The organism is Arthrobacter sp. D1-29 (genome assembly GCF_054130585.1).
This window is the reverse complement of record NZ_CP096383.1, coordinates 4,697,376-4,718,297: the sequence shown is the minus strand read 5'-3', so window position 1 is coordinate 4,718,297 and position 20,922 is coordinate 4,697,376. Positions and strand designations below refer to the sequence as shown.

Sequence of the window (20,922 nt, the reverse complement as noted above, 5' to 3'; positions counted from 1 at the left end):
TGCCCGTGGCCGAGCCGTAGTAGTCAGTGGCTGATGAGGGTGTATCCGGCTGCTGTGACAGCCTGGTTTATGGCTGATTCATCCGGTGTTCCGGCGACGACCAGCCGTGAGCGTCCACTCGGGACAAGTTCAACCGAGGCGGCTTCCACACCTTCCACTCGGGTGACGGCCTTTTCCACAGTTTGGACGCAGTGCCCGCACGTCAAGCCCTCAAGGCCGAACTCAGTTTCGCCGGCAGCGGCAACATCGGCTGCCTTGACCTCAATGGCCTTATCCTCGCCAGCTTCGATTCCGCCAGTTTTCATCTCGCCAGCTTTGAGCTGGACAGGCTTGCCGTGTCCGCCTCCACTGTGCGGGGAGCAGCAGCTCTGGCCGGCTGTGGCCAACGGCAAGGGGGTCAGGTGTTCAAATCCACGCATGTCAGTTCCAATCCTTGAAGAAGGTGATGGGTGCTGGGGTTGAACGGCTGTGATGGCAAGTGCAAGGCACCGCCGGGACATACCACTTCACTGACAACACTGAAAATATACCCCCAGGGGGTATGCAAGTCAAGGGGGAGCGGAAATGCTGCAAGGGAGGTCCTTGCAGTACGCGTCTTTTATCGCAGGTGTTCTGCCTGCCCCGAATCTGTCCCAGATCTGCCCGGAATCAGGCCGGTTCGAAGCCAAGTCGGTCGCGGACAAGTTTCCCTACGACGGCAGCATGCTGTTTGTCCGCCTGGTTTCCGGTGGGCAGCGTCGCCAGATAGGCGACGTAGGTGGCAGTGCGGGTGTCATACGCCGCTGCGCGCGTTTCAAGCGCCAGGGCCAGGGTGGCGTGTGCCTGCGCGAGTGCCACATGGGCTTCGGTGCTGCCGGGGTTTTCCAGCAGCGCCGCTTCGGCAGATGACAGCAGTGAGGTGGCCAAGTTTGCGTGTTCGTTTGCTGCGAGCTGGCCCAGATCCGGTTGCATGGGTTTGGCCTTTCATCAGTCAGGGGACATGAAGGTGTGGCGGGCCGCGCCACGGATAGGGTGCCGGCGTTGAGCGGTTTCCATCCCCGGCAGATCCCCCCGGGTGCGGCCATGCTCCGAACCTAGGTGGGCCGGGCTGCTGCCGCAAGACGCAGCCCCGGCATTTTGCCGTGGATTTTTGCCGCTTTGATTTCTTCAGCAGTCGCACGCGGAGGCGCTGATGTTCGCACTTCCAGGGGTTTCCCAAACTTCGCTTGACGTTCATGTCCTCCTCAATACCTGGTCCGCTCCGCCCCCGTAGCGTGAAAAGTGTCCCGAGCATCAACGGTTTTCAGCAGTGAGGAATCCCATGACCACCAGCCAGCAGCCCGTCGTTCTGACCACCGGCAGCATCGAAGCAAGCAACGAGGAGGTTGTTGACTCCAATGTCCGGGTGGTTGATGCCATGCACCGGGAACTGCTGCACTCCAGCGAAATTTCCCCCGTGGCTTTCCGCAGCTACTACGTGGACTTCTACCTCACCCAGTCCCTGGAGGGCGGGTTCGCCCAGTACGTGTTCACGTCCCTTGACCGGGCGGAAAGTGACACCCTGATCCGCGAGGGTCTGGCAGGTATGGGGGCCACCGCCCACCTGGACCTGTTCAACCGGACCGCTGAGGCATTCGATGCCTTGTCCGAGGAGGACGCCGAACGGTATCTCGACGGCGGGCTGGATGAAGACGAGGAGACCCCCGACGGCGTCCTCCGCATGGAAGAGCTCGACGGCGACTTCGAGGAGCTTCTGGAAACCGAGAATGTCACCGCCCTCAACGCCGCCTGGCTCCGCGGGCAGGACGCGCTGCTGGCGCTCGACGACGACGGCCTCAACGCCCACATCGAGCGTCTGGTGGCTCTCATCCCGGACCTCGCCCAGCGTCAGGCCAGGGCGGAGGCCGAGGCCTTGGAGAACGCCCCGGACTTCGAGATTGTCATTCGTGAACTGTGCAACATCGCCGGCTACAGCCTCCAGAAGATCACCATGGGCGACCCCAACTACCTGCACCACGGGGACAAGACGCTGGCCTGGCACTTCAGCACGGACCATGGAGACTTCCTTATGGTGGAGGAAGACGACGAAGCGTTCATGATCAACCCGGTCACCCAGGAAGTCGTCGCCGCCGTCGAGTTCGAAGAGGCTGACGGGGACATGGTCGACGCGTAACTCTCCCCTAGTTCGACGGCGGCGCCCCGCCCGGATTTTCGCCTGCCGGACCGCGTGCCGGGAACCCGCCGTCGGGCTTGTTTAGCGGTTCTGGTCCAGGGCCGCGGCCAGGATGTCCAGGATTTCTGTGTCAACATCGTCCACGGAGGTGAGGCGGACGCGGCGGTCAAAGGCGTCGTCGGGGCGGACCTTGATGGCCTCCAGGCGTCCCTGTGCGGGGGCATCCAGGCGCAGCGTCACGTCCACGGCGGTGTTGGTGGTGCGGGTGATCTGCGCGAACTTCCGACGTGGGCTGTGCAGGGAAACGTATCCCTTCCGCATCTGGATCCCCACACCGTCAGTGGCCGAGGCCCAGGCCAGGAGGGCATCCGCAATGGGGCGCAGCTCCGGGTGCTGGCCGTACTGGCCCTCAATCAGCTCATCGGCGTCGCGCAGCATGAACTCCGGATAACCGAAAAGTTCCCAGGACACGGCGTACTGCGCGTAGCCTGTAATGCCGTGCTGGTCGCGCATCCAGTCGCGGAGCTGCGCGTCGTTTTGGATGCCCTCGGCACGCGCCCGTTCCGCCCAATAAGCGACGTCGTGCCCTGACTTCCGCAGGAGGAGGGCCTGGTTGCTTTCCACCATGGTCTGCCACGTTTTGGCGGTCTTTTGGGGCTCCGGAGTCTTGGGCATGCCTTGATCCTAATCCCGTCCTCAAGGGCAATGATCAAAGAAATTTTGGGACAACCGTAACTTTCCCGCTCCTGCCAGCGATGTAGGTGGTGATTGGCTCTCCGGAGCCGCATCCACATTGTTCTAGCTTTTGGAGTGTCTTATGTCGTTGTTCACTGTTCTCGCCACCAGCAAAATCGCAGCCGGAGTACTGGCTGCCGGCACCCTGGCAGCCGGCGGCACCGCCGTCGCCGCCACGTCCGGTGTGCTTCCCACGGCTGCACAGCAGACCGCCCACGAACTGCTCGGTGCCCCGGCCCCGAAGCTGGTTGACGACGTTGCCGCAGCTGCAAAGGCAGACGCGGATGCTGCTGCAGACGCCTCCGCCAAGACCGCCGTGTCCGGCGAAGAGGTTTCGGCTGAGGCCAAGGCTTCCGCCGCTGCCGGTACTGCAGTGGACGCTGCCGGCGCCGCCGCCTTCGGACTGTGCACCGCCTTCACCCACGGTGGCCTGAACGCCAACTCCGAGGGTTTCGCCTCGCTGGCAATTGCTGCCGATGGCGAAGCGAACATCGAGAGCTTCTGCACCGATGTCACCGCGGAGGCCAAGGCTGCCGCTGACGCCGAGGCTGCTGCCAAGGGCTCCGCTGCCGTCAAGGCAGAGGTTCCGGCTGTTCCGGCAGTCCCCGCCGTTCCGGCCGTTCCTTCTGTTGACGGAGCGCCTGAAGTTCCTGCCGTTCCGGCCGTTCCGGCAGTCCCCGGCAATGTAGTGGACGCTCCGGCCGTTTCGGCCCACCACTAGCCTTCAGCTAGGGTGGTCTGCGGGAACCTGGCCCCCAAGGGGCGGGTTCCCGCAGACCATATGGCAGCCCAAGGAGGCCGCGGAGCAGTCCGCGCGGATACCGGGACGCGCGGGTCAGCTGCCCGGGATGGAGGAGCCGCTGGTGCTTGACATTTTGGCCGAAGAAGACATCGAGATATTCGCAGACACAGCCGGCACGGATCCGGCTGTGCTTTTTAGCGCTGTCTACCGTTTGTTCTCCGGCGCTGTGTTGGGCTACCTCCGCGCCCGTGGAGTTGATGATCCCGAGGCAGTCACCCAGGACGTCTTTCTGGCCTTCTTCCCCAAAATCGGCGATCTTACAGGCGGACTCCCAGGCGCAAAGTCATTACTGTTTTCCATCGCCCACGCCCGGATGGTTGATTACTACCGCAGAGTGGAGCGCAGGCCGGAGTTCACTCCGTATGATCCGCTGCAGGACGGGCGCAGCACCGCCTCGGCCGAAGACCACGCACTGGGCCACGACGGCGGGGCGGCCGCCCTGCTGGACGGCCTGGCAGAGGACCACCGTGAAGTCCTGGCCCTGCGGGTTGTGGCAGACCTCTCCATCGAACAGGTGGCCGGCATCATGGGCAAGTCCCAGGGTGCCATCAAGCAGCTCCAGCGCAGGGCGCTGCAAAATCTCAAAGACCAGACACTCAAAAGAAACCAGGCAGATCATGAGTGACACCGCAGGCTCCCGCACCAACGGGACTGTTGACCAGCTGCTGCTGGAGGCAGAACTGGGCGACGACGGCGCGCTCCGCCCGGTCCTGCTTGAGCTGCAGGCGCTGGGCGCCGGCCAGCCCGAGCCCTCGGCAGCCGTGGCCGCCCTCATGGCCCCGGCAACTGCCCGGCTTGCTGCTGTCCCGGCAACCTCGACTCTTCCGTCAGTCCAGTCAACTTCCTCGGCCCTGACGGCCCAAAACGCGGCTGCCACCACTGCCTCGACGGCGGCCGCAGCCGGTGCCTCCGCTGCCGGTGCCTCCGCAGGCTCCGGCAAAGTGACCGACGAACTGGCGGCACGGCGCCGTGCCAAGCGCCGGATCGCGCTCACCACTCTTTCTGTAGCAGTTTCACTGGCAGCCGGAGGAGCCGTTGCCGCGGCTTCGGACCAGGGTGTCCGTGACTCCTTTGGCCAGCTGAACCAGGCGGTGACGTCGTTCGTCTCCACCATGGGTGCGGGACCAGCGACCAAACCGGCCGAAGTTCCCGCGCCCGTGCCTGCCCAGCCCGGTAAGCCAGCACCGACCACTCCGGCTGACCAAACTGCCCCGGCTCAGGATGCAAAAGTCCCGGAGACCGAAAGCACGCATGGTGCTGCGCACGATTCGGTTCCTGCCCCGTCGGGGAAGGTAACCCTCCCGGAAGTCCACGTGCCGGATAACCTCACCCCGGCGGTCCCCGGCGGGCCGCTCCACGGTGAGGGAAACACTCCGGCCCTGCCGCTTCCGGCCACCCCACCCGTGCCGCTGCCCAGCCACGGCCCATAACTCCGGGGCAACGCCTCCTGACTCAGGAACCTGCGGTTTCTAACTCAGGCACCTACGCTGCCCCAGCACCCACACCGCCCAGCACCTACACCGCTCAGCAGCGTGCGCTTAGTACCCCGCCGACGCCCCCGTCTTGATCATGTCCCCGGACGGGCTGGCCAGGTACCAAACGTTGCTGAAGCCCTGTCCCTTGACGTCGCCGGGTTCTTTGTCCTCGGCGTAGTAGTACAGCGGAAGGCCGTTCAGGGTCACCTGCTTTGCGCCCTCCGGCGTCGTGATGGTGCCCAGCGTTCCGGTGACGCCCTCAGCAGCGGGCGTTGATGCGGTGGTGATAACCGGCGGCCACAGCGTGATGCACGATCCCGTGCAGGCGCTGGTGCCGGAGTCCTTCACATCCTTGGTGAAGAAATAGACGCTCATGCCCTTCGCGTCAACCACGATCTCTCCGGCGCTGGAGGTTGCCTTCTTAAGGTCGGCGGTTGCAGAAGTGGTTCCCGGCGACGCAGACGTGGTCCCGGGGCTGCTGGTGGTCTCCGGTGCAGCCGGCGCGGCTGGCGTTGTTGTGGTGGTTCCGGGGCTGCCGCCGCAGCCGGAGAGCGCGGCCGCAAGGACCAGTGCCGCAAAGCCAGTGCCCAGATGCTGTTTCATATGAATGCTCCTTGGCTGGTGCCCGGCGTCTGATCACCGGACGCTAACTGGTACGACGCATCAGGGTAAAGAATGGTTCAAAGTGAACCTTTTGCCGCCCCTGTACGTCGTATCAGCCGGATGCAGGAACAGCAGGAAAAGCTAGGACAGGAGAGGCCGGGCATGCCGCTGGACGAGGACGTGGTGGCCGCCATCTACCGGGAACATGGCAGCGCCCTGCGGCGCTTTGTGCTGAGCGCGTCCCGGGATCCCCAGCTGGCCGAAGACGTGGTTCAGGAAACGGTGCTCCGCGTCTGGCAGCAGGCTCCTGATATCAGCGGAAGCCTGCGAAGCTACCTGTTCCGGACGGCGAGGAACATCATGATCGACAATTACCGCAAGGCGCAGCGGCGGCCTGCCGAAGCCCTGGAGCAGGAGCTCGCCGATCCCGCTGAGGCGGCCGAGCGGGTGGACGAACTCCTTAACAGGGTGCTCATGGAGGAGGCGCTGCTCCGGCTCAGTACCGAACACCGCACCGTCCTGGTGGCGCTCCACTACCGGCGCTTTACGGTCAACGAGGCCGCGGCGCAGCTGAACATCCCCAGCGGAACCGTGAAGTCGCGGGCCTACTACGCGGTGCGTGCGCTGCGGACAATCCTGGACGAAATGGGGGTGGAACGATGAGCAGCGAGCTGCACCAACTGCTCGGCGCCTACGTGCTGGGCGGCCTGGACGCCACGGATTCACTCCGCTTCGAAGCCCACCTTCAGGAATGCGCGGACTGCCGGGCTGAGCTGGCGGAACTGCAGAAACTGAGGCTCCTGCTGGACGCCCTGCCCGCCCCGGACGCGCTGGCGCTGACGGAAGGCGGCCGCCCTGCGTCCGTCTCCGAGCCGGCCACCACGGTTCCGGCGGCGGTTCTTGACGAACTCGCGGCCCGCCGTCGGACATCACGACGGCGTTGGGCAGCGCTCGTGGGAGCCGTGGCTGCCGCCTGCCTCGCCTTGGGCCTTGCCGCCGGACCGCTGCTCAACAGGCCCCCGCAACCGGACGCCAGCTACTCCGTCCAGTCCGGCAACGGCCTCCGGTTCAGCATCGACATGGCGAAGAAGACGTGGGGCACCGAACTTGCCGTGAACGGCAGCAGCATGCCCCTGGACGGGACCCTTTCGCTGTGGATCCGCGACCGTGACGGCGGAGAGGACAGGGCCTGCGCCTGGACCGCCACGCCCAGCGGCAGGATCAAGGTCACCGGCGCCACCCCAGTTCAGCTCTCCAGCATCGCCAGCGTGGAGCTGCGGGACGGAACCCAGCAGGCGGTGGCGGTTATCAGCGTTCCGTAGGAGCTGTCGTGTGCTGGCTAGTTATTGATTGTTGATTCCGCTGCCGGTCCGGCGAAACTCAGCTACCAGGGCCGGATCCTCGCAGGCCCGGGCGAACGCTTCGATCCGCTTGTCGATCTCCTGGCCCAGGAGCCAGGTGCCAATCCGCTCCGCTGCCGGCCGCAACCATGCCGGCCGGCAGGAAAAGGTGTACTTCCAGACTGCCCGCGTGCCGCCGTCGTCGGGAGTGAACCGCCAGCCCCCGCCGAAATTCGCAAAGAACCATGGCCCTGACACCATGGTCATGCCCACGTTCCTGGGCGGCGTGTAGGAAACGTACTCGCTCACCATCACCAGGCCCAGCCGCGACACTGTCCGCGTCCTGACGCCCTTCCCGGCAGAGGTCGCTCCGTCCAGGAAGCCCTGGGCGGAGATGAACGGGTCCCACTTGAGCCGGAAGGCTCCGGTGGTCTGGGAGAAGGCGAAGGCGGTTTCGGGGTCGAGGCGGATGAAGCGTTCGGCGCGTACCTGGGGCATGGGTCAACCCTAGCGGGACTGCCGGGTAGGCAGGACAGCTGCGGCAGTGCGGTGTCAGCCGGCAGCATCAGGGTGTGTTCGGCTACATTCTCGCCAGGCGCGCCCGGACCATCATGTACAGGCCGTAGCAGATCACCCCGGCACCCACTGCCGCCAGCAGATAGATCCCGAAGGGCTGGTCACGGAGGGCCTTCAGCCCGCCGTCGAGCCCTGTGGAGTCCTCCGGATTGGCCTGAAGTGTGGCGATCGCGATAAGCAGTCCCGTCAGCAGCAGCACAACGCCCTTGGCCACGTACCCGGCAACGCCCACCGCCGAGACCGCTGTCCTGGCGGTGGGGGAGGAGGGGAGCCTAAGGTGCTTTTTGAAGGACTTCCTGATTCCCCGGACCGCGTACACCACTCCGGCTATCGCAATGCCTGCACCAATAAGGACCAGGAGGGCGACGCCGCCTGGTGCCTGCATGACGGAGATAGTCAGGTCACTCGCGGAGCGGCTGTTGTCCTCGTCCGAACCTGTGCCCATGGCGAACGACGCCAGCGTCAGTGCCAGGGTGGTGAACACCAGGGCCTGGGCGGCTGCCTTGCCCTTCTTGAGCGCTTTGTCTTTGGTGGGCAGATGGTTGAAATCGAAGATGGCATCACCCACTTGCCACAGGGCCAGGGCTGCGCAGGCTGCAAAGCTGCTCCACAGCAGGAGCGGCCCGGCCGGCTGGCTCGAGAGTTCCGCTACCGCTCCGCTGACGTCGGCGCTGCCGTTTCCGCCCATTGCGAGCCGGATGGCGATGGCCCCTACAAGGAAATGCAGCAGGCCGCTTGCCGCGAACCCAGCCCTGGCCAATACCTCCAACGCATGCGAGTTGGTGACATCCTCCGCCGCGTCTGCGGCCTGTCTGAGTTCTCTTTTGATGGTGGTTCCTTTGTGCAAGCGCCTTGTGGTGCGCAGTCCTGCGTGCCTCCCACCACAAGGCCAATCGTGCCACGGGAACCCCGCTGGCAACAGTCCGGGAACTCTCGGCTTCGGCGAGGTGCAGCGAGTGGCAGGCTGCCGTGGGCGACCGCAAGCCAGCAAATGGCGCCCTTGCCGTGGGGATGGGGAGGGATGCCCATCGCGGGGACCAGGGCAGGTGTGCAACGATTTGGGTCGGCGATACACCTTGATCGCCAACTTCTTTGGGGGACAGCATGACTTTTTACGGCGCTGACGTCAGCCAGTTGCGGGATCTGGCCAAGGCCGCGGACAAGGCGGCCTCACTGCTGAGCAGCCAGGCTTCTTCCCTGCAGGGCCAGATTCAGTCCGCGCCGTGGAAAGGTGCCGACGGCGAGAGGTTCCGCCAGGAGTGGACCGGAAGCCACCGTCCCAACCTGGAACAGGTGGCGTCTACTCTCCGTCACAACTCCAAGCTTCTTTTGCAGCACGCCGACGAGCAGGAAAGGTCATCCGCCGGATCTTCCGGAGGGGCGGGTACCGGAGACGCGGGATCATCCGGAGGCGAGGGTGCCGGCCCGTTGGACAACATCGTCAATGACGGCCTGAACTGGCTCGAGCAGCGGGTCAAGGAAGCAGCGGAAGCCAAAGAGCGCCACCACGAATTGGAACAGGACCTGGGCCGGATGGTGGACGCAAGCCCTGAAGAACAGGCCAAATGGTGGGACGGCCTGTCGGCGGAGGACAGGCGGTACCTGATCGAGGGCGAAGACAATAACGATCCGTTCGCCCGGCAGTTGATGTTGATGGACGGCGGGATCCCGGAGTCTGCGCAGGCCCAGGCCATGGCAGAACTGACGAAGGTTGCCTCCAAGGACATCCCCCGCCTCGTAGAGACAGACAAAGCGGAACTGGAGTATAAGGCCGCCTGGCTGCATGGCGGCGCTGCAGTGGGAGCTAAAGTCCAGGAAAACATGGATGGCTCGGCCACCATGAAGGTATACGGAAATCTGGGCATTGGCGTCAATGATCCCTCCGGAACCGCCGGTATAACGGGGAGCAGTGAAGTGTCACGGGAGTACAAGTTCGATACCGCGGCGCAAGCCCTGGCCGCCCGCGATCGGATGATGTCGGATCTCCCGCCTGATGAGTTGTCTGAGGTGACGGATATGGCGGGCAGCCCACCGGCCTATATTCTGGACACCGTCAACGACGCCGCCCGGGACAACGGAGCCACCGGGCATGATGACAAGTTCAAGGGGACGTTGTCCATGAAAGCCCAGGGCGATTCAAGCGGGGCATCGGGTTCGGCCCAGCTTGACCTCGCCTATGAGCGGAGCATGACTCATGGCACGGCCACAGCCAGCAGCGAAGTGTCAGCGCAGGGCAAGCTGGACCTTGACGGACACGTGTGCCAGGCATCCGGGAAAGGCGGGATGGAGGTCAAACTGGATGCCGGCAACAACATGGAATCGATCTCCGTTTCCATGGAAGGAACAATGGCCTCCGGCGGCAGCGCTGGGCTGGACGGGCCGGGCGGCAAGGCCGAGTCAACGTTCACGGCAGGTACTCAGGGCACGGTGAAGATCGACGTCGATTACTCGGACAACAAGGAACTTGTGGACAGCTACGTTCGGAACATTGCCACGGGCAACATCCCGGGGGCAGCCTCGGATGCCGCCAAGCTCTACGAGGCCGGCTCCGCAACAGTGCAGCTCAACCACGTCGCCACCGCCACCCATGAGGTCGGACTCGACTTCGAGGCGGCCAAGGTAGGTCTCAAGACGGAGAGCCAGGTGGTGGTCAACCAGTCCACGTACCACAAGGTGGCGAACGACTCCTCGCTCAATAGGATGCCCTGACATGACCGTCCTGCATCCCGTCCCGGCCCCATCGTCGGCCCACCCGGCCGTGACTTATTGCTGAAGGAGCAACCATGTCAGTGCATATCGAATCCCCGCTTGGCTTCACCGCAGATTTTCCCGAACACACCCAGGTTCTGGACAATTCCACCGCAGGACCCAACAGCGAACAGTTCGGGCTCCTGGGCAATGTCCTGGTGACCGTGGCCACGGATGACGCCACCATTGATGGTCCCGCGCAGGCAAACGGCTGGGCGCATCTGATCTCCGAGTTCTACCTGGAAGACCGCGCGGGAACACTTCTGGCCGAAGGCGAATTGAACCTGCCGGGCAAGTCCTCGTACGCCCTGGTGGTGGGTTACACGGATGCTGACGGTGCGGCGAAAGTGGCAGCCCCCGTTGGCGTGTGGGAAAACAACCGCTTCATTGGCGTCCTGGCGATCTGGCCCTGCGTCAACCCTGAGATCGAGCCGCGGCTCAGTATGCTCAAAGAGATTGTGGCCGCCATCAGCGTCAGCTGAGGCTAGAGCCTGCGGTAGCAGAGGTCGAAAATCAGCCTGCCGGCCTCATGGGCCTTCGCTTCAAAGCTGGTGCGGATCCTGCCTTCGAAGCGCGGCGCCCAGCCACCCGTTTCGTCTACGCCCTCGTTGGGGCCGGTATGTTCGGTGCTGACCGGGGCACGGCCTTCGCGGACCGGGGCGCCACCCACCAGGGATTCGACGCCGGACTGCCACACCTGGGTGAGCGGGCTCTCGGGCCCATGGCGCTCGCCGGTGTGCAGGTTTTCGAAGTCTTCCGAGTCGGCCAGGACGTCGCGGACGTGAACGGCATAGTTGGACCAGTCGGTGGCGATCCGCCACAGGCCGCCCTTCTTCAGGGCACGCGCGGCAAGGCCGGCGAACGCGGGCTGGATGAGGCGGCGCTTGTGGTGCCGGGACTTGTGCCAGGGGTCAGGGAAGAACACCCACAGTTCGGTGACCGACCCGGCGGGAAGCATGGTGGCAAGCACCTCCGGAGCATTGGCCTCAACGACGCGGACGTTGCGCAGTCCGCGGCTGTTGATTTTCATGATGGTGTTGGCCAGTCCAGGCGTATAGACCTCCACGGCCAGGAAGTCAGTGTCCGGGTTCTGCTCCGCGGCGTGACAGATGGCATCGCCCAGACCGGAGCCGATCTCCACGATCAGCGGCGCCTTCCGGCCGAACACCGCTTCGGCGTCGAACGTGTACTCAGGGTGGACGGAGGTGTTGGCGATATGGCGGGGAACGTCCACGGCCCAGCGCTCGGCGTGCTCTTCCCATGCGGCCTGCCGGCGTCCCTGCAGCCGGGTTCCGCGGCGCACGAAGCTGACAGGCCGGCCACCGTAAGTGCCGAACGAGGCCTGTGTTCCGGGCGTAACCGGCCGCGGATTGTGCGGGGGCTGGGGAGATTCTGGGGATTCACTCATCACTTCCAGAATAGAGGAGAGTTCGCAGGGCCGGACCGCGGCCCGTGGGATAGGCCGGCCCCCGAACTGTGTCAGGCTGCCCCCACAGCCACAGCCACAGCCACAGCCACAGCGCGACAGCAGTGGCAGCAGGGCGCAGGGCTTTGCCCTCAGTTGCTGGGCGGCATGGAGGCTGTGGGCGGGACGGCTCCAGCCTTCCACCGGACCGCCCCGGTTCCGGCCGAGCCCAGCTGGTCCGCCGGGTTCTGCAGCCGGCAGGCCTTCAGGCTCAGGCAGCCGCAGCCTATGCAGCCATCCAAGTCGCGGCGCAAGTGTTCAAGCGCCTCGATCCGGGCATCCAGTTCGGTGCGCCAGAGCCGCGAGAGCCGTGACCAGTCGCGCTTGGTGGGTGTGCGGCCTTCGGGCAGGGAATCCAGGGCCGCTCGGATGTCTTTGAGCGGGATGCCCACCCGCTGCGACACGCGGATGAACGCCACCCGCCGCAGGGCGTCGCGGCGGTATCGCCGCTGGTTGCCGGCAGTGCGTTCGGAGGAGAGTAGGCCGTTGCGTTCGTAAAAGTGAAGAGCCGACGCCGCCACTCCACTGCGGTCCGACAACTCGCCGACGCTGAGAGTATGGTGCGCTCCGCCTGCGGGCTGTGGCATGCTTCCACCTGTTGGACCAACGGCGCTCCGGGCTGGACATTCCGGGCCGAAGGGCCGACCTTCCGCCAGCCGGATGCCACCTTGACCTCAACCATAGTTGAGGTCCTACGGTTGCGTCCATGAAAACTGATCAGGCCGTTACCGTGCACGATTCGACTCTTCCAGCCACCCACCCCGCCGCCGGAATCCTCCGGCGGCCGTATCTGTGGGTGACAATCGGCGCGTGTGCCCTGGTGTTCCTGGCCGCCTTCGAATCGCTCGCGGTGACCACCATCATGCCCCTGGTCAGCCGGGAACTGGACGGCGCCGGCCTCTACGCCCTTGCCTTCGCCGGCCCGCTGGCCACCGGCGTGATTGGCATGGTGGCGGCCGGCAACTGGTCGGACCGCGGCGGGCCTGCCGTGCCGCTCTATTCGTCGGTTGTCCTGTTTGTCCTTGGCCTGCTGATTGCGGGCACGGCAGCCTCCATGCCCGTGCTGGTGGCCGGGCGCCTGGTGCAGGGGCTTGGTGGCGGAGCGATGACCGTGGCACTCTACGTTGTTGTGGCGCGGGTATATCCGGCACTGCTCCATCCGAAGATTTTCGCGGCCTTCTCAGCCGCCTGGGTTATCCCGTCCCTGATCGGACCGTTCGCAGCGGGGATCGTGGCGCAGGTGCTCAGCTGGCACTGGGTGTTCCTTGGCGTGGTTGGCCTGGTGATTCCTGCCCTGGTGATGATCGTGCCGGTACTCCGGGGGATGGCACGGGAACAGAAGGACGGGAGCGGTGCGGCCAAGCCGCCATGGGCTGTTGGCCGCATGGGGTGGGCGGCGCTCGCCGCCCTGGCCGTTCTGGGACTGAACCTGTCCGCCGGGGTCCGGATTCCCGGGGTTCCCGCCGCGGCCGCCGTCTTGGCCGTCGTCGCCGTCGCCATTGCCCTGGCGGCTGTGCGTCCGCTGGTGCCGCGGGGAACGCTGACGTCCCGGCGCGGACTGCCCACCGTGATCCTCACCCGGGGGCTGGCCTCGGCGGCATTCTTCGGTGCAGAGGTCTACCTGCCCTACCTGCTGATTGAGCAGTACTCCTTCCCGCCAACGTTCGCGGGGCTCACCCTCACGGGCGGTGCGTTGGCCTGGGCGGGCGCTTCGGCGATCCAGGGCAGGCTCGGCACCCGGCTGTCCCACAGCGCGGCGGTGCGGATCGGATCGGTGCTGGTGCTGGGCGCCATCATCCTGGCACTGGCAACCACCGCGCTTAACTGGTCCGCCGCCGTCGCGATTGCCGGCTGGATCTTCGCCGGCGGAGGCATGGGGCTCCTGTACCCCCGGCTCAGCGTGATGACGCTGGCGCTGTCCGCCAAGGAGGACCAGGGCTTCAACAGCTCGGCCATGTCCATTTCCGATTCCCTCGGCGGGGCGTTGGCGCTCGCCACCACCGGCATCGTTTTCGCGGCATTCACGACGACGTCAGGATCGTTCAGTGGCGTCTTCGCCCTGGCTGCCGTGCTTGCCGCCGTCGGCGTGGCGGTGGCCCCCCGCGTCTCCCCCTGACCCGGAGTTTTTGTCCAGATGCGGCGAGCAAAACTGCCTGGAACCCGCCGTATCTGGACAAAAACTCCGAGGGGTGGTAGGGGGAGGTGCGGCGGTCAGGACAGCCGGGTAGCCCGGAGCACGGTATCGCCGATGACGGCTTCCTGCCCGTCAGGCCCTGCTACGCGCCGGTCACGCGTGGTGTTGACCTCCACCAGCCATTCCGGCGAGTCGAGGCCAAGTTCCTCCACCAGCTGGGCCGGGGTATAGAACATCTCATGGGAGGTGTGGTTGCCCCATGGCGGCAGCCGGTCCGGGTGGTGGCCCACGATCAGCAGTGTGCCACCGGGCTTGACTGCGGCGGCGGCTGTCCGCAGCGGACCCTGCCATGCCAGTTGCGGCGAGTGCAGGAACTGGGAGGAGACGAGGTCGTACGTTCCCACGGGCTTCCACTCCTCGAGGTCGCACTGTTCCCAGTGGATGCGGCTCGGAATCTCGCCAGGACCTTCGGCGTGGACGCTTTCGCGCTCCAGCGCGGCCTTTTCGTGCGCGGCGGCGCGTGCCAGGGCGACGGCGGAAACGTCGACGGCGGTGACGGTCCAGCCCTGCTGGGCGAGCCAGATGGCGTCGGCGCCCTCGCCGCACCCCAGGTCCAGTGCCTTGCCTGGCCGGAGCCCGCCTCCCTCGCGGACCAGTTGCGGGTTGGGCTTGCCGCTCCAGAGCTTCGGCTTGCTGCTGTACCGCTCGTCCCAGGCTTCAGCGGCACTTTGGGTGGGTTCATCGGTGAGCCGGGTGCCGCCGTCGTCCGTCTTGTGGTGGTGATGTCCGCCCTGTTCAGTCATGCCTCAAGCGTGCTCCAGGAGGGCGCCCGCTGGCAACGCCTCGGGCCGCGCCCGGGAGGGCAAGGGGACCCGCGGCGGGGTCAAGCGCGGCGGGATGGTAAGCTTGGGGAACTTGATGTGCAGTGATGCCCGGGTTCCCTTCATTTAGGGACTGGGCTTTTTTCATGTGAGAGGCACATCCTGCGTCGATGAACGCGTTCTATTTGGTCCCGGCCGCCGCTTTGCATAAGTGGCAGCAGGCCGGTTGATCACCTGACTTTTCTTCGGCGAACCCTTGAGCCAACCGGCATCGGGGGCCGATATCCGCACGGATACCGCCTGAAAGACCTTTGACTTTGACTACATTTGCTGCCCTTGGCACGCCCAAAGCCCTTGCTGACACGCTCACCGCACAGGGAATCACTGAACCGTTTCCCATCCAGGTCAAGACCCTTCCGGACACCCTGGCAGGACGCGACGTCCTGGGCCGCGGCCGCACCGGCTCCGGCAAGACCATCGCTTTCGCCATCCCGCTTGTAGCACGACTCGCTGAGCGGGAAGCCAAGCACTTCCGCAAGCCCGGCCGCCCCATGGGCCTGGTCCTGGCACCCACCCGTGAACTGGCCACCCAGATCAACGCCACCATCGAGCCGCTGGCCAAGGCCGCCGGCCTGAACACCACCGTGATCTACGGCGGCATCTCCCAGGCCCGCCAGGAAAAGGCGCTGCGCTCCGGCGTCGACATCGTCATTGCCTGCCCGGGCCGCCTGGAGGACCTGATCCGCCAGCGCATCCTGACCCTTGAGGCCGTGGAAATCACCGTCCTGGACGAGGCCGACCACATGGCCGACCTCGGCTTCCTGCCCGTGGTCAAGAAGCTCATGGACATGACCCCCAGCCAGGGCCAGCGCCTGCTCTTCTCCGCCACGCTGGACAACGGTGTGGACAAGATCGTCCAGCGCTACCTGTCCAACCCGCTGACCCACTCCGTGGATGACCCGCAGGCCGCGGTGACCACCATGGAACACCACGTCCTGGTGGTCAACGACCAGACAGTCAAGAAGCAGCTGATCGTGGAACTCGCCTCAGGAGCCGGCCGCCGCGTCCTCTTTATGCGGACCAAGCACCACGCCCGCAAGCTGGCCAAGACCCTGACCGACGCCGGGATCCCCGCCGTTGATCTGCACGGCAACCTCTCGCAGAATGCCCGTGACCGGAACCTGGCCGAATTCTCCAACGGTGACGTCCGCGTCCTGGTGGCCACCGACGTCGCTGCCCGCGGCGTCCACGTGGACGACGTCGAACTGGTGATCCACGTAGACCCGCCCACCGAGCACAAGGCTTACCTGCACCGCTCGGGACGGACGGCACGCGCCGGCTCAGACGGCACCGTGGTCACACTGACCCTCCCGGAGCAGCAGACCGACGTCAAGAAGCTGATGAAGGCTGCCGGCGTCGAGGTCAGCTTCGAGCGCGTCACCGCCAACTCCCCGCTGGTTGCAGAACTCGTGGGCGAAATGGCCGACAAGATCGATCCCCGCACCCGGGCAGCCCTGCTGGCCGCCAAGGCCAATCAGGGCGGCGGCACCTCCACGGGTGCCAACGCCGAGCGCAAGCGTGCCCGCCGCACTACCCAGGCGGCACCCACCGCAGGTGGCCGTGGCGGACGCGGTGGACGTGGAAGGGTCTCCGCCGAGCCCACCCGCTCCGACATCCCGCGCGCGGAGCGCCGTGCCGTGGCCTACGAAGGCCAGGCCGCTGCCCGCAATGCTGCAGACCGTGTCATTGAGCAGAACGAGGACCGCGCCATTGCCGCAGCTGCAGCGCGGCGCAATGCCCGTGGCCGTGGCACCGCTTCCACGCACCGCAACGACGTCCCCGCGGCAGGTGGCCGCTCATCGGCTGGCCGCGGTTCAGACGGCCGTGCGGACTCCCGCGTAACCCGTAGCGATGCTCCCCGCGGCGGCACCGGCCGGCCGGCTTCAACCGGTGGCCAGCGCAACGGCCGACCCGCCACCGGCCAGCGTGCAGCCGGAACCGGCTCCCGCACGGCTGCAGCCGGCGCCCGCACCGGCGGATCCGGCCAGCGTGCCGGTGCCTCCGCAGGCAGCGCCGGCGGCAACAAGGCTGTTTGGTCCTCCAACACCGGTGGAACCTCCGGCGGATCGTATGCAGGCAACGGCGGCTCCGGCCGGTCCGGCGAAGGCCGTCCTGCCCGCAGTGGCCCCCGCCGCGCGTCGGCTCCGGCGTCCAACGAACGCCGCGGCCGCTAAAGACCGCTAGATCCCCAACCGCTCCCTAACCTCGCAGGGCCACACCGGCTCCCTGCCCTCGCAAGCTCGGGCCGGGTCCCTCGCCGGCGCGGATCCACGGTCAGGGAACTCGGCGGTCGTGGGCCCTGGATTTCTGAACAAAAGGACGGCCGCACCCTGAATCCAGGGTGCGGCCGTCCTTTTTAGTGCGGTTTTAGTAGCGGTTTACGAGCAGCGGGCCAGGCCGGCAAAACGCGGCCCGGGCTCACCATCCGCGGGCGCGCCATTCCTGAAGATGGGGACGCTCCTCGCCAAGGGTGGTGGGCTTGCCGTGCCCCGGGTGGACCACCGTGCTGTCCGGATATACGTCAAAGAGGCGTTCGCTGACATCGGTGATGAGTTGCTCAAACCGGGAGGCGTCCTTCTGGGTGTTCCCCACGCCGCCCGGGAACAGGGAATCCCCGGAAAAGATGTGCGCCGGCCCCTCGGGGTCCTGGTAGACCAAGGCGATGGAGCCCGGGGTGTGGCCGCGCAGGTGCACCGCTGTCACCTCGAACCCGTCCAAGGCGTAGCGGTCTCCGTGGTCCAGTAGGACATCAACAGCCACCGGCAGTTCCGGTGCGTCGTCCTTTCCGGCTGCCGTCCGCGCCCCGCTTGCTTCCACCAGGGCGGGCAGGGCCCGGACGTGGTCCCAGTGCTGGTGGGTGGTGGCAATCAGCTCCAGTTTCGGAGGGACAGCACTGTCCGCGGCGGACTCAGCAAGCAGCGCCTGGATGGCAGGAAGGTCGTCGGCCGCGTCGATCAGGAGCTGCGCCCCGGATTTCCTGGCGGTGAGCAGATACACATTGTTGTCCACCTCGCTGACGGAGATCCGGCGGACAGTAATGCTGTCTGAGGAGTGAATGAGCGTATCCATAGGCATCAGTCTACGAAGCCGCAAGTCACGCCGTCGCAACGCGCAACCGGCATTTTGTGCTAGGTTCCGCAAGGAAGTTACCTAGGGGGAAGGAACGCTTCATTGGCGTTACAGTCTGAAACCGCGTCCGGAATTGCCTTCATTGGCGTCACCAAGGCCTATGCCGGGAGGGCGGTGGTGGATTCTGTCAGCTTCATTTGCCCGCCGGGTTCGGTCACCGCGTTCCTTGGGCCGAACGGTGCCGGGAAGTCCACCACGCTGCGCATCGCTGCCGGCCTCAGCCGCGCCGACACCGGGGAAGTCCTCTTCGCCGGGCGCAGGCGTGCGGACCTGGTGCACCCTGGCCGCGCCATCGGGTTTGTCCTGGATCCCACAGCGCTTCACCCGGGCAGGTCCGTGCGCGAGACCCTGAAGCTGAACGCCCTGCTCCTGGGAGTGGCGGACCCGCGCATCGAGGAGGTACTCATCCTGACCGGCCTGGTGACGGTCCGGGGCAAACGGGTGTCATCCCTGTCGCTCGGGATGCGCCAGCGTCTGGTCCTTGGCCTGGCCATCCTGGCAGGTCCGCAGTTCCTGGTGTTGGACGAACCGACGAACGGGCTCGACGCCGATGGTGCCGTGTGGGTGCGCAGATTCCTGAAGCACTTCACGTCCCAGGGCGGCACGGTGCTTCTGTCGAGCCACCTGCTCCGGGACGTGCAGGCAGTGGCGGACCACATTGTCATGATCGACCGGGGCCGGGTGGTGGCAGCCGGCCGGGTGGCAGAATTCAGCGTCAGCGCCGGTACCAAGGTATCCGCCGCAGATCCAACGCGCCTCCCGGAGGTGTTCGCGGGGCTGGGTTGGCAGTACAGCCGCACAGGTGACACGTTCATCGTGGAGGCAGCGCCTGAGGACATCGGCCAGGCGTGCCTCGCCCACGGAATAGCCCTCACCCACCTGTCCAACGTGACCGACTCGGCCTTGGAAGAGAAGTTCCTTGCCCTGACATCCGGTGAATTCGCCAGCCGAAACAACGCCCTGGAGCCCACAGCATGACGCAACACACTGAGTCCACCGGCACGCTCCAGACCCAGACGCCCAAACGCCAGGTCAGCTTCGCTCTCCTGACGTGGGTGGAGATCCGAAAGTTGCTGGATACCCGGAGTTCCTTCGCCATCCTGGCCGTCCTCGCTGCTCTGGCCGCGGCGCTGGTAGCAGGATTGGCACTGTTCAGCCAGAGCCAGGGCACGCCCATGACGTTCGCCGGGTATGCAGGAGGCATCGGCCTTTTCACGGGCCTGGCGATGCCGCTGATCGGGATACTCGGAATGACCTCTGACTTCTCGCACCGCACCACCTTTGTCTACTACCCGTTGCTGCGCGGCAGGACCGGACAGTTCTGGGCCAAGGTGGTGGCGGCCGTGGCGGTGGCGCTGGCCCTGCAGCTCTTTGTGCTCCTCTGCTCGGCCGTCACCGCAGGCCTCACCATGGGGAACGCCGCCCCCGCCGACGTCTTCCAGGACTCCGCCGGAGTCATCGGCAGCGGACTGGCCGCCTGCCTGCTGGGCACCATGTTCGGCGTTGCACTGGCCGCGGCCATCCGGCGAACAGCCCTGACCATCGTGGCCGTCATTCTCATCACGCTGGTAGGCAACGGCCTCATCATCACCCTGCTGCCGGACGCCAGCGGCTACCTCAGCACCATTACCGCGATTGCCGTTATCGCCGGCGGTCCCGAAGCCCCGTCCGTCCTTGAGGCTTGCACGTCCGTGGCCATCTGGTACGCGCTTCCCCTGGGGATCGGCTGGTGGATCACGGAACGGGGCGAAGCCTAGGAGGCTGCCTCCTCGCGCCCCTCAGACACCCATTTGGGATCAGCCGAGCGGGAGCCGACGACGGCGTCCGCCGCCAAGTCCAGCGCCTCCTGTTGCGCCGGGGTCAGGTCCAGGGCGAGGGCGCCCAGGTTCTCGTCGATCCGGTGGGTTTTGCGCGTGCCGGGGATGGGGACAACAGGAAGGCCGAACCGCCTGCCTTGCGCCAGCAGCCAGGCAAGTGCCACCTGGGCAGAGGTTGCGTCAAGCACCGTGGCAACCAGCCGGACGGCGGCCACAACAGCCTGGTTCGCGTCGGCGGCGTCTGCGGCGAAACGCGGGATCCGGCGTCGGAAGTCATTTTCGCCCAGCTGTGAAGCGTCAACGGTGCCGGTGAGGAACCCCCTGCCCAGCGGCGAGTACGGAACAAAGCCCACCCCCAGCTCGGCGGCGGCCGGAACAACGTTGCGCTCCACGTCCCGGCTCCAGATGGACCATTCGCTTTGCACTGCGGCAATAGGATGCACTGCGTGGGCCTCGCGCAGCTCCTCGGCCGTCACCTCGGATAAACCCAGATGCCGGACCTTGCCCTGTTCCACGAGCTCCGCCATGGCCCCCACTGTTTCGGCGAGCGGAGTCCGGAGATCCCGGCGGTGCATGTAGTAGAGGTCGATGGTGTCCGTTCCGAGCCGGCGAAGGCTGTTCTCCACGGCTTGCCGGACGTACGGGGCATCACCGCGGATATCTGAGTATCCGGTGGCCGGGCTCCCCACCAGCCCGAACTTGGTGGCCAGCTGGACCTCGTCCCGGCGGTCCTTGAGCAGGTGCGCGATCAGTTCTTCGTTGCTGCCGCCGTCGTAGATGTCGGCGGTGTCGATGAAGCTGACGCCCGCGTCTACGGCGTGATGCAGGGTTTTCAGCGCCTCGGCCGGATCCACCCCGCCGTAGACGGGCGTGAGGGCCATCCCCCCGAACCCCAGCGGACTGACCTCCAGGCCCTGGGCCAGCTGTACCAATGCTGCGGGTGCGGGTTTCATAAATTGGCTCCGTTCGCTCAAAGTGGTGTCCCAGCCAAGAACCTCCGCCTCGGCCCCAGTATTCCGAACTATTCCGGGCACGCGCCCGCGCTCACCCGCCATGCGCCTCATC

General features: G+C 65.9%; 23 protein-coding genes. 12 read left to right on the top strand and 11 right to left on the bottom strand.

Annotated features, from left to right (window positions below):
- Positions 1–23: 23 nt before the first annotated feature.
- Positions 24–305 carry a heavy-metal-associated domain-containing protein gene (locus tag M1E17_RS21505; protein ID WP_457964036.1) on the bottom strand — a complete coding sequence of 94 codons (282 nt, stop codon included), beginning with the start codon at positions 303–305 and terminating at the stop codon, positions 24–26.
- Between the two features lie 343 nt (positions 306–648).
- A complete protein-coding gene (locus M1E17_RS21500) occupies positions 649–951 on the bottom strand; it encodes a hypothetical protein (protein WP_457964035.1) in 303 nt (100 codons plus the stop codon).
- Positions 952–1,300: 349 nt separating this feature from the next.
- Between M1E17_RS21500 and M1E17_RS21495 the strand changes: the two genes are divergently transcribed.
- Positions 1,301–2,152, top strand: coding sequence for a DMP19 family protein (locus tag M1E17_RS21495; protein ID WP_457964034.1), 852 nt, complete (start codon positions 1,301–1,303; stop codon positions 2,150–2,152).
- 81 nt (positions 2,153–2,233) lie between these two features.
- Here the strand turns inward: M1E17_RS21495 and M1E17_RS21490 are convergent, their stop codons facing one another.
- Positions 2,234–2,827 carry a DUF5655 domain-containing protein gene (locus M1E17_RS21490; protein WP_457964033.1) on the bottom strand — a complete coding sequence of 198 codons (594 nt, stop codon included), beginning with the start codon at positions 2,825–2,827 and terminating at the stop codon, positions 2,234–2,236.
- Between the two features lie 142 nt (positions 2,828–2,969).
- On the opposite strand from M1E17_RS21490, the gene M1E17_RS21485 reads away from it, so the two are divergent.
- The 3 genes from M1E17_RS21485 (at position 2,970) to M1E17_RS21475 (ending at position 5,119) form a co-directional block, all read left to right on the top strand.
- Entirely contained in the window at positions 2,970–3,608 is a 639-nt protein-coding gene (locus M1E17_RS21485) for a protein tyrosine phosphatase (RefSeq protein WP_457964031.1), read from the top strand.
- A gap of 127 nt (positions 3,609–3,735) precedes the next feature.
- Entirely contained in the window at positions 3,736–4,314 is a 579-nt protein-coding gene (locus tag M1E17_RS21480; RefSeq protein ID WP_457964030.1) for an RNA polymerase sigma factor, read from the top strand.
- Complete coding sequence (locus tag M1E17_RS21475) at positions 4,307–5,119, top strand: hypothetical protein (protein ID WP_457964029.1); 813 nt, start codon at positions 4,307–4,309, stop codon at positions 5,117–5,119. The genes M1E17_RS21480 and M1E17_RS21475 overlap by 8 nt, the downstream gene beginning before the upstream one ends.
- A 108-nt stretch (positions 5,120–5,227) precedes the next feature.
- Here the strand turns inward: M1E17_RS21475 and M1E17_RS21470 are convergent, their stop codons facing one another.
- Positions 5,228–5,767: a COG4315 family predicted lipoprotein gene (locus M1E17_RS21470; protein WP_457964028.1), complete on the bottom strand. Its 540-nt coding sequence runs from the start codon at positions 5,765–5,767 to the stop codon at positions 5,228–5,230.
- 162 nt (positions 5,768–5,929) lie between these two features.
- Here M1E17_RS21470 and M1E17_RS21465 point away from each other — a divergent pair, with 162 nt between their 5' ends.
- Entirely contained in the window at positions 5,930–6,430 is a 501-nt protein-coding gene (locus M1E17_RS21465; protein WP_457967879.1) for a sigma-70 family RNA polymerase sigma factor, read from the top strand.
- On the top strand, positions 6,427–7,089 hold the full coding sequence (locus tag M1E17_RS21460; RefSeq protein WP_457964027.1) for an anti-sigma factor family protein: 663 nt from the start codon (positions 6,427–6,429) through the stop codon (positions 7,087–7,089). Before M1E17_RS21465 ends, M1E17_RS21460 begins: the two co-directional genes overlap by 4 nt.
- A 21-nt stretch (positions 7,090–7,110) precedes the next feature.
- On the opposite strand, the gene M1E17_RS21455 is transcribed toward M1E17_RS21460, so the two are convergent.
- Positions 7,111–7,605, bottom strand: a complete 495-nt coding sequence (locus M1E17_RS21455) for a type II toxin-antitoxin system RatA family toxin (RefSeq protein ID WP_457964025.1) — start codon at positions 7,603–7,605, stop codon at positions 7,111–7,113.
- A gap of 82 nt (positions 7,606–7,687) precedes the next feature.
- Complete coding sequence (locus M1E17_RS21450) at positions 7,688–8,530, bottom strand: DUF1206 domain-containing protein (RefSeq protein ID WP_457964023.1); 843 nt, start codon at positions 8,528–8,530, stop codon at positions 7,688–7,690.
- Between the two features lie 257 nt (positions 8,531–8,787).
- Between M1E17_RS21450 and M1E17_RS21445 the strand changes: the two genes are divergently transcribed.
- Positions 8,788–10,392 carry a hypothetical protein gene (locus M1E17_RS21445; RefSeq protein WP_457964021.1) on the top strand — a complete coding sequence of 535 codons (1,605 nt, stop codon included), beginning with the start codon at positions 8,788–8,790 and terminating at the stop codon, positions 10,390–10,392.
- A gap of 74 nt (positions 10,393–10,466) precedes the next feature.
- Positions 10,467–10,913 (top strand): hypothetical protein, encoded by a 447-nt coding sequence (locus tag M1E17_RS21440; protein WP_457964019.1) that lies wholly within the window; start codon positions 10,467–10,469, stop codon positions 10,911–10,913.
- Positions 10,914–10,915: 2 nt separating this feature from the next.
- On the opposite strand, the gene trmB is transcribed toward M1E17_RS21440, so the two are convergent.
- The gene (trmB, locus tag M1E17_RS21435; RefSeq protein WP_457964018.1) at positions 10,916–11,839 is read right to left on the bottom strand and encodes a tRNA (guanosine(46)-N7)-methyltransferase TrmB; all 924 of its coding nucleotides are present in this window, start codon (positions 11,837–11,839) and stop codon (positions 10,916–10,918) included.
- A gap of 149 nt (positions 11,840–11,988) precedes the next feature.
- Positions 11,989–12,483: a redox-sensitive transcriptional activator SoxR gene (gene soxR, locus M1E17_RS21430; protein WP_457964017.1), complete on the bottom strand. Its 495-nt coding sequence runs from the start codon at positions 12,481–12,483 to the stop codon at positions 11,989–11,991.
- Positions 12,484–12,602: 119 nt separating this feature from the next.
- On the opposite strand from soxR, the gene M1E17_RS21425 reads away from it, so the two are divergent.
- Positions 12,603–14,012, top strand: a complete 1,410-nt coding sequence (locus M1E17_RS21425; RefSeq protein ID WP_457964016.1) for an MFS transporter — start codon at positions 12,603–12,605, stop codon at positions 14,010–14,012.
- Positions 14,013–14,107: 95 nt separating this feature from the next.
- Here M1E17_RS21425 and M1E17_RS21420 read toward each other — a convergent pair whose 3' ends face one another.
- Positions 14,108–14,833, bottom strand: a complete 726-nt coding sequence (locus M1E17_RS21420; RefSeq protein WP_457964015.1) for a class I SAM-dependent methyltransferase — start codon at positions 14,831–14,833, stop codon at positions 14,108–14,110.
- Positions 14,834–15,168: 335 nt separating this feature from the next.
- On the opposite strand from M1E17_RS21420, the gene M1E17_RS21415 reads away from it, so the two are divergent.
- Positions 15,169–17,085 carry a DEAD/DEAH box helicase gene (locus tag M1E17_RS21415; protein WP_457964014.1) on the top strand — a complete coding sequence of 639 codons (1,917 nt, stop codon included), beginning with the start codon at positions 15,169–15,171 and terminating at the stop codon, positions 17,083–17,085.
- Positions 17,086–17,329: 244 nt separating this feature from the next.
- Here the strand turns inward: M1E17_RS21415 and M1E17_RS21410 are convergent, their stop codons facing one another.
- The gene (locus M1E17_RS21410) at positions 17,330–17,980 is read right to left on the bottom strand and encodes an MBL fold metallo-hydrolase (protein WP_457964012.1); all 651 of its coding nucleotides are present in this window, start codon (positions 17,978–17,980) and stop codon (positions 17,330–17,332) included.
- Between the two features lie 102 nt (positions 17,981–18,082).
- Between M1E17_RS21410 and M1E17_RS21405 the strand changes: the two genes are divergently transcribed.
- Positions 18,083–19,018, top strand: a complete 936-nt coding sequence (locus M1E17_RS21405; protein ID WP_457964011.1) for an ABC transporter ATP-binding protein — start codon at positions 18,083–18,085, stop codon at positions 19,016–19,018.
- Positions 19,015–19,797, top strand: coding sequence for a hypothetical protein (locus M1E17_RS21400; RefSeq protein ID WP_457964010.1), 783 nt, complete (start codon positions 19,015–19,017; stop codon positions 19,795–19,797). The genes M1E17_RS21405 and M1E17_RS21400 overlap by 4 nt, the downstream gene beginning before the upstream one ends.
- On the opposite strand, the gene M1E17_RS21395 is transcribed toward M1E17_RS21400, so the two are convergent.
- Positions 19,794–20,810 carry an aldo/keto reductase gene (locus tag M1E17_RS21395; protein WP_457964008.1) on the bottom strand — a complete coding sequence of 339 codons (1,017 nt, stop codon included), beginning with the start codon at positions 20,808–20,810 and terminating at the stop codon, positions 19,794–19,796. The genes M1E17_RS21400 and M1E17_RS21395 overlap by 4 nt on opposite strands.
- Between the last annotated feature and the right edge of the window lie 112 nt (positions 20,811–20,922).